This window comes from Crossiella sp. NPDC003009 (assembly GCF_053591555.1).
Map to the genome: position 1 here is coordinate 141,177 of NZ_JBSFUA010000015.1, position 13,471 is coordinate 154,647.

Sequence of the window (13,471 nt, forward strand, 5' to 3'; positions counted from 1 at the left end):
ACCATCAGCTATGCGGTGGTGCGCCTGCGTCCGTCGAGGCGTTCGGCGAAGTCCTGCCAGGCCGCCGCATTGGTGCGTGCGAGCGCAACTACCATTCCGGTGCAGTGCGCGGGGACACAGTCGACCAGCCGGGGCCAGTCGTCGGTGTCGATGAGGTGGGTGTCCAGCCAGCGCAGCAGCTTCCGGCCGGACTCGGTGAACCGCAGCGCGGGGTCGCGCTGGAGCGTGCGCAGGGCGGCGCGCAGGTCCGCGCCCTGGTCAGGTGGGATGGGCGGCTGGTCGGGCGAGGGCGGCTCGCGTTGGCCGCTGGGCACCGGGTCCAGGCCGGAGTGCAGGCGTCGCCGCACGTCCCGGACTGTCGAGGGCGCCAGTCCGGCCGCTTTGGCGATCTCCCGCAGCGAGGCGCTGGGGTTGTCCGCGAGCAGCGTCCCGGCCAGCCGCCGCCCGGCCGCGCTGCTCACCGGCCGCACCCGCCCGTCCCGGCCCAGCCGGGTGTTCGACCAGCCAGCCTGCGCACTCGAACGCCGCCGGACCGCGCCGACGGTGCGCGGCGCCAGCCCGGTCGCCGCGGCGATCATCCGGTCCGACCACTGCGGCCGGGACACCAGGATGCGCTCCGCGGCGGCGGTGCGATCGGCCAGCGACAGCGGCATGCCGTGCGCGATGTTGGCGTGCACGGCCAGGATGAACGCGTTCTCCGCGTCCCCGTCGTAGAAGCGCACCCTGATCCGCCGTTCGCCGCGCAGCCGGGCCGCCTGCAGCCGGTGCATCCCATCGATGACCCGCATGGTCGGCCTGTGCACGATGATCGGCGGCAAGGTCGCGCCGGTCTCGGCCAGCACGTGCGCGTGCTCGCCGACCTCCCCGGCCAGCCTGGGCGAGTCGGCGGGTAGCAATGAGCCGATCGCCACTGTTTCGATTCGGTTGCCCGGTTGCCGTCGCCACCATTCCAGCGGGTCCGGCGGATCGTCTTTCTCGACTATCACAGTAGCTCCTCCCGTGCGATAGCCATGGAAAGTGATCGCTGATTAGCGAGAATCATTTCCACGCTAAAGGAGGGTGCGAGCGGCGTCAACCGCACTGGGTTACCTGGAGTGGTTAACGGGGCATTACCATATTTCTGGAGATCCCGCCGTGCGGATTTGTACGAATTCCCCGGTTTGTGGCCGAGGTGTCACGCCAGGTCTCCGGTCAGGTACCGCTGCAGGGTGGGCGCCACCGAGGCCGCCAGGGTGTCGTGGTCGGCTGAGGCCAGCGGCTCCAGCTTGATCACGTACCGCATCATGCCCAGCCCGGCCACCTGCGCGCCCACCAGCGAGGCACGCAGGTCCGGCTGGTCGGCCTCGATCGCCCGCGCGATCTTGCCGAAGAGCGCGTGCGTGACGAACTCGCGCAGCATCCCCGCGGCGTCGTCGTGGCTGGAGGCGCTGCGCATCAGCGCCACGAACGGGCCGCCGCCGGTCTCGTCCCACACCGAGAGGAACCGGCGCACGATCCGCTCGCCCAGTCCCTCCACCGGTCCGGCCAGCACCGTCTCCAGGATCTGCTGCGGGGTGATCGGCAACTGCACGGCCGCGGCGAACAGGCTCTCCTTGCCGCCGAACCAGTGGTTGACCATCGCCGGGTCCACCTGCGCCCTGGCCGCGATCATCCGCACGGTCGCGCCGTCGTAGCCCTGCTCGGTGAACACCGCGCGGGCAGCGCTGAGCAGCGCGCCCTTGGTGTCCTCACCGGCGGGTCGGCGCCCACGCCGTCTGGGTGCGGTGCTCTCGGCCACCGGCACATCATCTCCCATCGACCCGGCACAATGTCGTCCATGGTCAGCGCGGTCAGCCCCACAGTCACCAGCTCCCGCCCCGGCGGCACGCCGATGGGCGAGCTCAGCCCCACCCGCGAGGAGTTCCGCGAGCTCGCCCGCGACCGCAGGGTGATCCCGGTGGTGCGCAGGCTGCTGGCCGACGGCGAGACCCCGCTGGGCGTCTACCGCAAGCTGGCCGCCAGCCGCCCCGGCACCTTCCTGTTCGAGTCCGCGGAGAACGGGCGCTCCTGGTCCCGCTGGTCCTTCGTGGGCGTGCGCAGCCCGGCCGCGCTCACCGTGGCCGACGGCGAGGCGGTGTGGACCGGCACCCCGCCGGTCGGCATGCCCAGCGGCGGCGACCCCCTGGTCGCGCTGCGGGAGACCGTGCAGGCGCTGCACACCGACCCGCTGCCCGGCCTGCCGCCGCTGACCGGCGGCATGGTCGGCTACCTCGGCTACGACACGGTGCGCCGCCTGGAGCGGCTGCCCTCGCTGGCCGCCGCCGACCTGGACATCCCCGAGCTGGTCATGCTGCTGGCCACCGACCTGGCCGCGCTGGACCACCACGAGGGCGTCATCACCCTCATCGCCAACGCGGTGAACTGGGACGACACCGACGAGCGGGTGGACGCCGCCTACGACGACGCGGTGGCCCGGCTGGAGGAGATGACCGCGAACCTGTGCACCGCGGCCGCGCCCACCGCCGCGGTGTTCCAGCGCCCGCAGCCGCGTTTCGACCGGCAGCGCACCAGCGCGGACTACCGGGCCGCGGTGGAGACCGCGAAGGAGGCGATCCGGGCCGGGGAGGCCTTCCAGATCGTCGTCTCGCAACGGTTCGAAGTGGACACCGAGGCCGACGCGCTGGACGTCTACCGGGTGCTGCGCACCACCAACCCGAGCCCGTACATGTACCTGCTGCGGCTGGACGGGTTCGACATCGTGGGATCCAGCCCGGAGGCATTGGTCACAGTCCGGGACGGCAAGGTGACCACGCACCCGATCGCGGGCACCCGGTGGCGAGGGGCCGATGACGAGGAGGACGCGCTGCTCGCCAAGGACCTGCTCGCCGACGAGAAGGAACGCGCCGAGCACCTGATGCTGGTCGACCTGGCTCGCAACGACCTGGGCCGGGTGTGCACGCCGGGCTCGGTGCACGTGGTCGACTTCTTCAGCGTGGAGCGCTACAGCCACGTCATGCACATCGTCTCCGCGGTCACCGGCGAGCTGGCCCCCGGCCGCACCGCTTTTGACGCGGTCACCGCGTGCTTCCCGGCCGGCACCCTCTCCGGCGCGCCCAAGCCGAGGGCGATGGAGCTGATCGAGGAGCTGGAGCCCAGCCGCCGCGCGCTCTACGGCGGCGTGGTCGGCTACCTGGACTTCGCCGGGGACGCCGACACCGCGATCGCCATCCGCACCGCGCTGATGAAGCAGGGACGGGCCTACGTGCAGGCCGGGGCCGGCGTGGTGGCCGACTCGGATCCGGCGGCCGAGGACACCGAGTGCCTGAACAAGGCGCGCGCGGTGCTGGCCGCGATCGCCACCGCGGAGACGCTGGAGCTGGCCAGTGAGCGCTGAGCCGGAGCAAGGCCGGAAGCCCCAGGGGCCGACTGAGCCCCAGCGCGCGCCTGAGTCGCAGCGAGCACCGGAGCCGGAGCGCGTGCCGGAGCCCGACCGCGCGCCGGAGCCGGAGCGCGCGGCTGAGCCGGAGCGCGCGCGGCGGTCCGGTAGCGGTCCACTGTGGACTGTCGTGCTGCTCTCGCTTGCCGCGGCGGGCGCGCTGTGGGGCGCGGCCGAGGTCACCGTCGCGCTCGGCACGGCCACCGGGCTGGCCGCCTTCGCGCTGGCCGCGATCGCGGGTGTGCTGGCCGCGGGCGGCTGGTTCCGGCGGGTGCTCGGCGGGCTGGTGCTGCTGGTCGCCATCGGCGGCGGAGTGTTGTTGTGGGACGGAATTTCCTTGCACTCCGTGGCTGGTTCGGCACTCGCGGTGTTCGGCCTGCTGGCACTGGCCTGTGGTGGGATCCTGGTCTTGGCAAGGGGCCACCGGATGCCGCGGATGGGGGGAAAATATGCCGCCTCCAGCGAGGTCCGCCGATCGGTTGACGCTGATCGTCGCCTGTGGGACAGCCTCGACTCGGGGGCCGACCCCACCCTCGGCGACACCGCCGAATCGACGAACGACCTTGCTACCCAGGGCGGATCTGCCGACCCGATGCCAGAAGCCGACCGGCGGCGGGGTTAGCATCCTTTCGGCGCTTCGGCGCGGCGGGAAGGGGTTTCAAGTGCGGAAGCTTGCGAGCGGGCTGAGGCAAAACGGGGAGTGCACGTGAGCGTCCTGGAGCAGATCGTCGAGGGTGCGCGTGCGGATCTGGCCCTCCGCGAGGCGGAGGTTCCCTTCGAGCTGATCAAGGAACGCGCCCAGTTGGCCCCAGCGGCCAAGGACGTGCTGGCCGCGTTGCGCGCGCCCGGCGTCGGCGTGATCGCGGAGGTGAAGCGGCGCAGTCCGTCCAAGGGCGACCTGGCCGATATCCCGGAACCGGCGGAGCTGGCCAAGGACTACGCGGCCGGTGGCGCCCGGGTGATCAGCGTGCTGACCGAGGGCCGTCGCTTCGGCGGCTCGCTGGCCGACCTGGCCGCGGTGCGGGCGGTGGTCGATGTTCCGTTGCTGCGCAAGGACTTCATCGTCACCCCGTACCAGGTGCACGAGGCGCGGGCCTACGGCGCGGACATGGTGCTGCTGATCGTGGCGGCGCTGGAGCAGTTCGCGCTGGAGTCGCTGCTGGACCGGGTCGAGTCCCTCGGCATGACCGCGCTGGTCGAGGTGCACACCGCGGAGGAGGCCGACCGCGCGCTGGAGGCCGGGGCCAAGGTGATCGGCATCAACGCGCGCAACCTGCACAACCTGGAGGTCGACCGGGACGTGTTCGGGCGGATCGCGCCCGGCCTGCCCTGGGAGGTGCTCAAGATCGCCGAGTCCGGGGTGCGCGGGCCGGGCGACCTGATGGCCTACGCCGGGGTCGGCGCGGACGCGGTGCTGGTCGGCGAGGGCCTGGTGACCAGCGGTGACCCGCGAGCCGCGGTGACCCAGCTGGTGACCGCGGGCTCACACCCCGCGTGCCCGCGACCGAGTCGCTGAACCTGGCAAGGAGAACTGCGCTTTCATGAGTGTTGACCAGTCCGAACCGCTCGCCCAGCACGGCCCGGACGCCAGGGGCCACTTCGGCCCCTACGGCGGGCGGTACATGCCGGAGGCGCTGGTCGCCGCGCTGGACGAGCTGTCCGCGGCCTACGAGTCGGCCAGAGTGGACCCGGAGTTCACCGGCGAGCTGGACCGGCTGCTCAAGGACTACGCGGGCCGCCCGTCGCCGCTGACCGACGCGCCGCGTTTCGCCGAGCACGCGGGCGGGGCGCGGATCATGCTCAAGCGCGAGGACCTCAACCACACCGGCTCGCACAAGATCAACAACGTGCTGGGTCAGGCGTTGCTGACCAAGCGGATGGGCAAGACCCGGGTGATCGCGGAGACCGGGGCCGGGCAGCACGGGGTGGCCACGGCCACCGCCTGCGCGCTGCTCGGGCTCGAGTGCGTGGTCTACATGGGCGAGGTGGACACCGAGCGGCAGGCGCTCAACGTGGCCAGGATGCGGCTGCTGGGCGCCGAGGTCATCCCGGTGAAGACCGGTTCGCGCACGCTCAAGGACGCGATCAACGAGGCGCTGCGGGACTGGGTGGCCAACGTCGACCGCACGCACTACCTGCTGGGCACCGCGGCCGGTCCGCACCCGTTCCCGGTGCTGGTGCGCAACCTGCACAAGGTCATCGGCGAGGAGGCCCGCGCCCAGGTGCTGGAGCGCACCGGGAAGCTGCCGGACGTGGTGGCGGCCTGCGTGGGCGGCGGCTCGAACGCGATCGGCATCTTCCACGGCTTCATCGACGACCCCGGCGTCCGGCTGCTCGGGCTGGAGCCCGGCGGCGAGGGCCTGGACAGCGGCCGGCACGGCGCGACGCTGTCTGCGGGTACTCCCGGCGTGCTGCACGGCACCCGCTCCTACCTGCTGCAGGACGAGGACGGGCAGATCACCGAGGCGCACTCGATCTCGGCCGGGCTGGACTACCCGGGGGTCGGGCCGGAGCACTCCTGGCTCAAGGACATCGGGCGGGCGGAGTACCGGCCGGTCACCGACGCGGAGGCGATGGCGGCCTTCCAGCTGCTGTGCCGGACCGAGGGCATCATCCCGGCGATCGAGTCCGCGCACGCGCTGGCCGGGGCGCTCAAGCTCGGCCAGGAGCTCGGCCCCGACGGCAGCATCCTGGTGTGCCTGTCCGGGCGCGGGGACAAGGACGTGCACACGGCGTCGAAGTGGTTCGGCCTGGTCGGAGAGGACGCCTGATGTCGCGGCTCGCCCCGCTGTTCGAGACCTGCCGCGCCGAGCAGCGCGCGGCCCTGGTCGGCTACCTGCCCGCGGGCTACCCCACGGTCGCCGAGGGCACCGCGCTGCTCTCGGCGATGCTGGACGGCGGCTGCGACCTGGTCGAGGTCGGCCTGCCGCACTCCGACCCGGTGATGGACGGCCCCACCGTCGAGGCCGCCGCGCACCAGGCGCTGCGCAACGGCTTCCGGGTGCGCGACCTGTTCCCCACGGTCGAGGCGCTGGCCGCCAAGGGCGGTCGCGCGGTGGTAATGACCTACTGGAACCCGGTGCACCGCTATGGCGTGGACGCCTTCGCCCGCGACCTGGCCGCCGCCGGTGGCCTCGGCGTGATCACCCCGGACCTGATCCCGGACGAGGCCGACGACTGGCTGGCCGCGGCCGAGGCGCATGACCTGGACCGGATCTTCCTGGTCGCCCCCGCCTCCACCGACGAACGCCTGGCGCTGGCCGCCAAGGCCAGCAAGGGCTTCCTGTACGCCGCCTCCACCATGGGCGTCACCGGCGCCCGCGACACGGTCAGCAGCATGGCCCCGGAGCTGGTCGCACGGGTCCGGCAGCACACCGACATCCCGGTGGGCGTCGGCCTGGGTGTCCGCTCCGGCGCGCAGGCGGCCGAGGTGGCGGCCTTCGCGGACGCGGTCATCGTGGGTTCGGCCTTCGTCTCGGCCACCGCCCGCGGCGAGCAGGGCGTGCGTGACCTGGCAGGGGAACTGGCCAAGGGGGTCCGATCGTCGGTTGTGACCGGCGTGTGACCGCCAGTTGCCCGCCCGCCACACCGTGAGCTGACGCGAGGGGGCTACGGTGTGGCCTGTGACTGGCACGCTGACCGCACTGATGGCCGATTCCACGGCCTTCCTGGCGACCATCCCCAGCCCTGACCGCGGCGTGTGGCAGCTCGGGCCGTTCCCGCTGCGCGCCTACGCCCTGTGCATCATCGCGGGCATCGTCATCGCGATCTGGTGGGGCGAACGCCGCCTCATGGCTCGCGGCGGCGAGTCCGGCACCGTGGTCGACGTCGCGGTGTACGCGGTGCCCTTCGGGCTCATCGGTGGCCGGCTGTACCACGTGGCCACGGACTGGCCCAAGTACTTCGGCCCCGACGGCAACCCGATCGAGGCCCTCTACATCTGGAACGGCGGCCTGGGCATCTGGGGCGCCATCGCCCTGGGCGCGGTCGGCGCGCTGATCGGCTGCCGCAAACGCGGCGTCCCGCTGCGGGTCTTCGCCGACGCGGTGGCCCCGGGCATCGTGGTCGCCCAGGCGGTCGGCCGCCTCGGCAACTGGTTCAACCAGGAACTCTTCGGCGGCCCCACCGACCTCCCGTGGGGCCTGGAAATCTACCGCCGCATCGACCCGGAGACCGGCCTGCCCGACGCCCTCGGCGGCGTCGCGGAGAACCACGTCCCCATCGCGGTGGTCCACCCCACGTTCCTCTACGAGCTCGTCTGGAACCTGGGCGTCGCCCTCCTGCTGGTCCTGGCCGACCGCAAGTTCCGCATGGGCCACGGCCGGGTCTTCGCCCTGTACGTAGCGGGCTACACCCTGGGCCGCTTCTGGATCGAGATCATGCGCACCGACACCGCCACCCTGGTGTTCGGCGTCCGCATCAACGTGATCACCAGCGCCGTCGTCTTCCTGGGCGCCATCGCCTACCTCCTGCTGGTCCGGGGCAAGCGCGAGGACCCAGCCGACTGGCGCAAGGACCCCGAACCCGAAGACGACCCCACCAAGCCGGTCGCTGACGGCGAGGAACCCCCAGCAGGCCTCGGCCCCAGGCCCGAGGACAAGCCGGCCGAAGCCACCGTCCCCGCCGACGCCACCCCGGACAAGGCTCCCGCGGACCCGGTCACCCGCAAGGAAGACCCGAAGCCGGAGTCCTGATCGGCAAGACACCCGGTACAACAACGGCCAACGCGCGCGGAGGGGAAACCCCCGGCGAGTTGGCCGTTGTCGTACCGGGTGTTGACCGCCGCGACCGCAGGGCGAAGCCCGCGCACTAGCGAGGGGCTGGCTTTTCAAAACCTGTCCGAAGTCTTGAGGTTCCCCATGCCCGTCAACCTGGAGACATCGCACCACATCCCCGCGAGCAGACGCTCACAGCAACCGCCGCCAACAAAGCGCAACGTGACGGCGGCTGCTCGCGGGCATGTGGTTCGATTTCGGAAGGTTGACGGGCATGGGGAACCTCAAGACCTGCCTGCGTCTCTGCCTTTGACCTTCCCCCCATGCTTTGATCTCTGCCCGTCCGGCGAGGACGCCTGTAGCTCGTGCACCTCAGCAACGCACCCCCGCCGCCCGCAACCAACCCCCGACGCAAGCCGCGACAAACCCCAATTGCGTGGCCCTGCATCAATTCCAGCCCCGCGCGGCACCGTCCACAGTGGACGTGAAAGCTAGTCGCCCAGCCCGCGCAGAAACTCCGCGAACGCCCCAGCGGTGAACAACAACCGAGGCCCGTCCGGATTCTTGGAGTCGCGTACCGCCACCGCGTCCGGGGCGAAGGCGACCTCAACGCAGTTCTCCCCGTTGCCGCTGCTGTAGCTGCTCTTGCGCCACGGAGACGCAGGGCGGTCAGGTGTCATACCCACTCCATTCGTGGCCGGAGGTGCCTGAAGCCCGCGCGGCCACCGTCACTTCGACAGTTCCTCGGCGGAGTCAGCCTGCGGACAGCAGTTGCCCCAGTGCCGGGTCGATGGCCGCGCCGTCCTCGGCGACGGACACCGAGCCGCCCGTGGACTGGGCGATCTTGGTGAGTGGGGCGCGTTCCGGGTCGGGGCCGATCGTGATGAAGCTGATCGCGACCTTCTTGTTCGGGTTCCGCACCTTGTCCAGCTCGGCCTGCAACTGCTGCAGGTTCAGACCGCCGTCGTTGGGGCCGTCGGTGAGCACCACGATCCGGTTCGTCCGCCCTTGCTCGTAATTCTCCACAGCGGAGCGGTAAACCACAGCCAGGCTTGAGTACAGCTGCGTGGCACTGACCGGCTTCAAGCCGTCAACAGCGTTGCGCAAGGCGTTCCGCTGCTGCTCAATCCCCTTGGTGGGCACCAGTTGCCGGTAGGGCTTCTTCCCGTCCAGCGACCGGGAGAACTCCCACATACCCATAGAACCGGAGACGGAGCGGTCGACCTGCCCGCGCAGCGCGGCTTTCAGCCAGTCCATCCGCGACTTGCCACCACCGCCGTCGGCGTTCATCGAGCCGGAGACGTCCACCAGCACGGTCACCGTCTGGCCGTTGTCCACCGAGCTCGCCCAGGACGCGGCCAGCTGCTGGGTGGTGTTCTCATCCGCGGGGGCCAGCAGCTCGTCGTTGGCCAGCCAGGTGATGCCGGGGGAGGTGCGCGGGCGGTCGTTGGTGCTGCGCACCCGCACCCCGGACTCCTGGGCGAGCACCTTCTCCTGGTTGGGCTCGCGCAGGTAGTCGCTGAACTTCTGCGCCGCGCGCACCTGCGCGTCGTTGATCCACTCCCCGGACAGCGGCAGCAGCGGGAAGTCCGCGGCGGGCGCGGGGCCCGCGGCCGGGATGCCGTAGAGCGGGCGTTCCGGTTTGGGGCCGCCGTCCTTGCCCAGGTTGCGGCGGAACAGGTCGATCTCCAGCACCGGCACCGCGTCGTAGGGCGAGGTGGCCAGGTCGGGTGTCTTGCTCAGCTCGACCAGCGCGTCCTGGGTGGTCGGCGGCACGTTGGCGACCTTGGCCTTGGCCACCTGGTTCAGCGTGGCGCGCACCGCGGGCTGGTTGAGCATGTCCATGGTGACCGGGCCGCGTTCCTTCTTGCCCGCCCAGGCCAGCGCGCACTGCAGGGCCAGCGCGCTGGCCGGGTTGCGCACCAGGTCCGGCACGCCCATGGTGAACCGGCCCCAGTCGCTGACGCCGAAGCGTTTCCAGCCGTCGGGGGCGGAGAGCAGCTCGGGGATCTCGCTCCAGCGGAAGCCCCGGCCGGAGCGCAGTGGCTGCGCCGCGGCCTCGGGCACCGCGAGCACCACGGGGGAGTTGCCGATGGACTCCGCGGCCGCGCCCAGCAGCGACTTGTTCTGCGCGCGCAGCTGGTTCACCCACAGCGAGGACTCCGGCAGCCAGGCCGAGGGCGGCTGGCCCAGCTTGCTGGTGTCCCAGCCCTGGGTGAGCGCGGTGAGCACGCTGGCGGAGTCCAGCGCCTGCACGTCGGCGCGCAGGCAGTAGTCGTCGATCACCGGGCGCTGGCCGTTCCAGGCGATCGCCGCGCTGTTCAGCGGTTCGAACACGCTGGGGGTGACCACCACCCGCATGGTCAGCTCGCCCTGCCTGCACTCCCCGGCCTGCGCGGCCGCCCTGCGGTCCAGGATGCCGCCCAGCCAGGTCCAGCTGAGGTAGCCGAGGACGACCAACGCGACCACGCCGACGACCACGAAGGGCCATCGAGCCATCCCGCGCCGGGTGCCTTCCCCAGCCGCGCGGTGTCGAGCCATCCGACATCCCCTTCAGCCCTGCGTGATCGCCCGGCATTTCCGTACCGGGATCACCATCAAACCGTTGGTAATCAACAGCCATGAACCGTCAGCGTGTCACGCTAACAGGTGACAGAAGAGCGTCAAGATATGTCACGGAGAGTGGATAGCGGCTGAGGTTTGCGGAAACTTGTTGTGATCGTAGTCCGGCTCGCCCTCGGCCGGGGGCGCCGGCCATCCGAGCAGCGTGCGGCACAACTCGACCAGCGCCGCGCGCAGCGGCTCGGCCTGGCGCGAAAATGCACTTTGCATTTTGACGTACTCCGCCCGGCCTTCCCCTGTTTCGATCCGGACCGGCGGATAACCCAGCGCCGCGAGATCGTAGGGGCTGGCCCGCATGTCGAGTTCGCGCACCGCCAAGGCCAACTCGAAACAGTCCGCGATCAGTGCCGACGGCGTGTGCGGCGCGAGTTTGTAGCCCCACCGGAACAGGTCCATGGTGGCGTGCAGGCAGCCCGGCTGCTCCAGCTCCAGCTGGCCCTCGCGGGTAGGTTGCAGAGTGTTCAGCGGCCGCGCGGGCTCGGTGAAGAACCGGAAGGCGTCGAAGTGCGAGCAGCGCACCTGGCTGTTCTCCACCAGCCGGTCGGTGCCCTCGTGCCCCAGCCGCAGCGGCCAGCCCACGTGCCGGACCTGCTCCGGCGAGGTCCGGTAGACCATCGCCCATTCGTGTAGTCCGAAGCAGCCCAGCCGCGGCGGCCTGCTCGCGGTCGCGCTGAGCAGGGCCACCACGAACTCCGCGGTGCGCCGCCGCGCCGGCGGGAACGCCGCCGGGTCCAGCGTGACGCCCTCGGCCGTGCGCGTGTAGGCGGGCCAGCGCAAATACTCCAGCGCCGAGTCCCCGGCCAGGGTCACCCCCGGCCCCGGGTGCCACCGCTCCAGCTGCGCGGGCTTGAAGCTGTAGTAGGTGAACATGAAGTCCAGCACCGGGTGCTTCTCGCCGCTGGCCTTGCGGGCGCGGTGCCCCTCGGTCCACGGGCGGATGCGCTCCAGGTAGGTGGCGCGCTGTGCGTGCCAGTCCGCCTCGTCCAGGACGAGGTGCTGGGCAGGCGTGGCGACCACCTGCCGATTCTAGGTCACCGCAAGCCGAGCACGGCCCAGCAGATCTTGCCGCCGACGCTGGGGGTGCCGCCGTGGGAGAGCGCGAGCTGGCCGACCGCGGGCGGCGGCGGGGGAGTCGTGCCCGGCACCCGGTCCCGCACGGACAGGCTGAGCCGGGCCCCGCGCAGCCGCACCCGCACCCACAGCTCCGGACTGCCCGCGGCCACCGCGCCCGCCACCAGCTCGTCGATGACCAGCAGCGCGTCGCCGAGCACCTGGTGCGCGCCCCAGTCCAGGCAGGCGTCGGTGACGAACAGCCGGGCGCGCAGCGCGCTGATGTCCCCGCCCGGCAGGTGCACCTCCCGCTGCCGGACCGCTGGGGGCGACCGGCAGACCCGCACCGCCTCGGCCAGCGTCGCGCACACCGGCATCACCTTGGGCAGCACGCCGCGGAGCAGCACCTCCCGCAGCTCCGGCTCCGGGGCGACCAGGGCCATCGGGATGCCCGGCCACTCGTTGACCCGCTGCCAGACCCGGTAGAACACGCCGACGCCGTGCGCCGGACCAACCTCAAGACGGGCCAGGTTGACCACCAGCGCACCCGGTTCCTCCGCGGCCACCTTGAGCAGCCCGTCGAGCAGCCTGTGGTGGGTGGACAGGTCGAGCCGGCCCATCGGCTGCACCACCGCCAGGTGGCGACGGCTCCAGGTGATCAGCCGGAGCGGGCTGGGCCCGGTCATGCCTGCGCCGAGCCCCGCCGGCCGAGCCTGCGCCGGATCCGCCGCCTGCCCGCCTTGGCCGCCGCCTCCACCGCGGCTTCGCTGAGCCGCAGTCGCTGCCCGACCTCGCGGAAGGAGCGGCCCTCGGCCAGCAGCAGGAGCAGGACGCGGTCCGCCTCGTCCACCAGGTCCTGCTGGTCGAGCACCCAGACCGCGTGCAGCCGGTCCACCACCACCTCGGCGGGACCGCTGGTCTGCACCGGGGCCAGCATCGGGTGGTCGAACACCCGGTTGGCCACCGACTGCTTGCGGAGGTGGTCCACGCACAGGCGTTTGACCACGGTCATCAGGAACTGCCGCAACCGGCTGCGATCCAGGTCGGGGTGCCTGGCGGTGCGGATGAAGGCCTCGTGCACGAGATCCTCGGCGTCGTCCCCCGCGCCGCGGCGGGCGGCAAGGCGGACCAGTTCGGGACGCAGCAGCGCGCACTGCCCCCAGTCATGGGCGGAGAAGGACAGGATGTTCGGTGACGTGGTGCTCATGGCGGCCCCACTGATCAAGGTTGTTACCGTCTGTGAGTATGTCGCTACTGTGTCTACCCCCGCGCCGCCCGTGGGGGTGTGAGCCAGTTCACAGTTCAGGCAGGGTGTGATCGTTCGTAGTTCTTCATGGGGGATGAGCCACAGGTCGTCAGCGGGACGCCACCGCCGGTGCAGGGCCGGCACAGGCGTTTCCGTCGCTGACAACCACAGGGTGGGACGGCGCGACCCGAGCGGGCGGATGTCACGATTTGCCCCGGGCGCGGACCGTCCCGCACAACAGAGCCCGGCGTCCGGCATGTGACGCCGGGCTCTGTTGCTTTGGGCTGTCACATTGGCGCGCTCCGCGCGCGGGATTTTTTCGCTCCTGAGTCGTGGGGGGGGGGGGGGGGGGCCCCCCCCCCCCCCCCCACACTCTGTTGTGGGTTGTGATAAAAAAAACCCCCCAAAAAAAAAAAAAAAACC

Annotated in this window: 13 protein-coding genes; 6 read left to right on the forward strand and 7 right to left on the reverse strand. The window is 71.4% G+C overall.

Going from position 1 to position 13,471, the window contains the following annotated elements; translation table 11 throughout:
* Positions 1-8: 8 nt before the first annotated feature.
* Entirely contained in the window at positions 9-911 is a 903-nt protein-coding gene (locus ACWDY5_RS18885; protein WP_449723468.1) for a ParB/RepB/Spo0J family partition protein, read from the reverse strand.
* Positions 912-1,174: 263 nt separating this feature from the next.
* Positions 1,175-1,783 (reverse strand): TetR/AcrR family transcriptional regulator, encoded by a 609-nt coding sequence (locus tag ACWDY5_RS18890; RefSeq protein WP_449723483.1) that lies wholly within the window; start codon positions 1,781-1,783, stop codon positions 1,175-1,177.
* A gap of 33 nt (positions 1,784-1,816) precedes the next feature.
* Here ACWDY5_RS18890 and ACWDY5_RS18895 point away from each other — a divergent pair, with 33 nt between their 5' ends.
* From ACWDY5_RS18895 to lgt, 6 genes are all read left to right on the forward strand, one after another.
* Positions 1,817-3,373, forward strand: a complete 1,557-nt coding sequence (locus tag ACWDY5_RS18895) for an anthranilate synthase component I (protein WP_449723469.1) — start codon at positions 1,817-1,819, stop codon at positions 3,371-3,373.
* Positions 3,374-3,545: 172 nt separating this feature from the next.
* Complete coding sequence (locus ACWDY5_RS18900) at positions 3,546-4,037, forward strand: Trp biosynthesis-associated membrane protein (protein WP_449723470.1); 492 nt, start codon at positions 3,546-3,548, stop codon at positions 4,035-4,037.
* Between the two features lie 84 nt (positions 4,038-4,121).
* Positions 4,122-4,931 (forward strand): indole-3-glycerol phosphate synthase TrpC, encoded by an 810-nt coding sequence (gene trpC, locus ACWDY5_RS18905; protein ID WP_252480870.1) that lies wholly within the window; start codon positions 4,122-4,124, stop codon positions 4,929-4,931.
* Positions 4,932-4,956: 25 nt separating this feature from the next.
* Positions 4,957-6,186, forward strand: a complete 1,230-nt coding sequence (gene trpB / locus ACWDY5_RS18910) for a tryptophan synthase subunit beta (protein ID WP_449723471.1) — start codon at positions 4,957-4,959, stop codon at positions 6,184-6,186.
* Positions 6,186-6,980, forward strand: coding sequence for a tryptophan synthase subunit alpha (gene trpA / locus ACWDY5_RS18915; protein ID WP_449723472.1), 795 nt, complete (start codon positions 6,186-6,188; stop codon positions 6,978-6,980). Before trpB ends, trpA begins: the two co-directional genes overlap by 1 nt.
* A gap of 82 nt (positions 6,981-7,062) precedes the next feature.
* On the forward strand, positions 7,063-8,109 hold the full coding sequence (lgt, locus tag ACWDY5_RS18920; RefSeq protein ID WP_449723484.1) for a prolipoprotein diacylglyceryl transferase: 1,047 nt from the start codon (positions 7,063-7,065) through the stop codon (positions 8,107-8,109).
* Between the two features lie 512 nt (positions 8,110-8,621).
* On the opposite strand, the gene ACWDY5_RS18925 is transcribed toward lgt, so the two are convergent.
* The 5 genes from ACWDY5_RS18925 to ACWDY5_RS18945 all read right to left on the reverse strand — a co-directional run bounded on the left by ACWDY5_RS18925 (position 8,622) and on the right by ACWDY5_RS18945 (position 13,009).
* Positions 8,622-8,810, reverse strand: a complete 189-nt coding sequence (locus tag ACWDY5_RS18925; protein ID WP_449723473.1) for a DUF397 domain-containing protein — start codon at positions 8,808-8,810, stop codon at positions 8,622-8,624.
* A gap of 73 nt (positions 8,811-8,883) precedes the next feature.
* A complete protein-coding gene (locus tag ACWDY5_RS18930) occupies positions 8,884-10,629 on the reverse strand; it encodes a substrate-binding domain-containing protein (RefSeq protein WP_449723474.1) in 1,746 nt (581 codons plus the stop codon).
* A 174-nt stretch (positions 10,630-10,803) separates the two neighbouring features.
* A complete protein-coding gene (locus ACWDY5_RS18935) occupies positions 10,804-11,769 on the reverse strand; it encodes a 3-methyladenine DNA glycosylase (RefSeq protein ID WP_449723475.1) in 966 nt (321 codons plus the stop codon).
* Between the two features lie 14 nt (positions 11,770-11,783).
* On the reverse strand, positions 11,784-12,488 hold the full coding sequence (locus ACWDY5_RS18940; protein WP_449723476.1) for an STAS domain-containing protein: 705 nt from the start codon (positions 12,486-12,488) through the stop codon (positions 11,784-11,786).
* A complete protein-coding gene (locus ACWDY5_RS18945) occupies positions 12,485-13,009 on the reverse strand; it encodes an RNA polymerase sigma factor (RefSeq protein ID WP_449723477.1) in 525 nt (174 codons plus the stop codon). The genes ACWDY5_RS18940 and ACWDY5_RS18945 overlap by 4 nt, the downstream gene beginning before the upstream one ends.
* Positions 13,010-13,471: the final 462 nt, after the last annotated feature.

Excerpts from the sequence above, each read along its gene's own strand:
- trpA (WP_449723472.1), top strand. The coding sequence starts at position 6,186 with ATGTCGCGGCTCGCCCCGCTGTTCGAGACCTGCCGCGCCGAGCAGCGC.
- ACWDY5_RS18940 (WP_449723476.1), bottom strand. The coding sequence starts at position 12,488 with ATGACCGGGCCCAGCCCGCTCCGGCTGATCACCTGGAGCCGTCGCCAC.
- ACWDY5_RS18925 (WP_449723473.1), bottom strand. The coding sequence starts at position 8,810 with ATGACACCTGACCGCCCTGCGTCTCCGTGGCGCAAGAGCAGCTACAGC.
- ACWDY5_RS18895 (WP_449723469.1), top strand. The coding sequence starts at position 1,817 with ATGGTCAGCGCGGTCAGCCCCACAGTCACCAGCTCCCGCCCCGGCGGC.
- lgt (WP_449723484.1), top strand. The coding sequence starts at position 7,063 with ATGGCCGATTCCACGGCCTTCCTGGCGACCATCCCCAGCCCTGACCGC.
- trpB (WP_449723471.1), top strand. The coding sequence starts at position 4,957 with ATGAGTGTTGACCAGTCCGAACCGCTCGCCCAGCACGGCCCGGACGCC.
- ACWDY5_RS18930 (WP_449723474.1), bottom strand. The coding sequence starts at position 10,629 with ATGGCTCGATGGCCCTTCGTGGTCGTCGGCGTGGTCGCGTTGGTCGTC.
- ACWDY5_RS18945 (WP_449723477.1), bottom strand. The coding sequence starts at position 13,009 with ATGAGCACCACGTCACCGAACATCCTGTCCTTCTCCGCCCATGACTGG.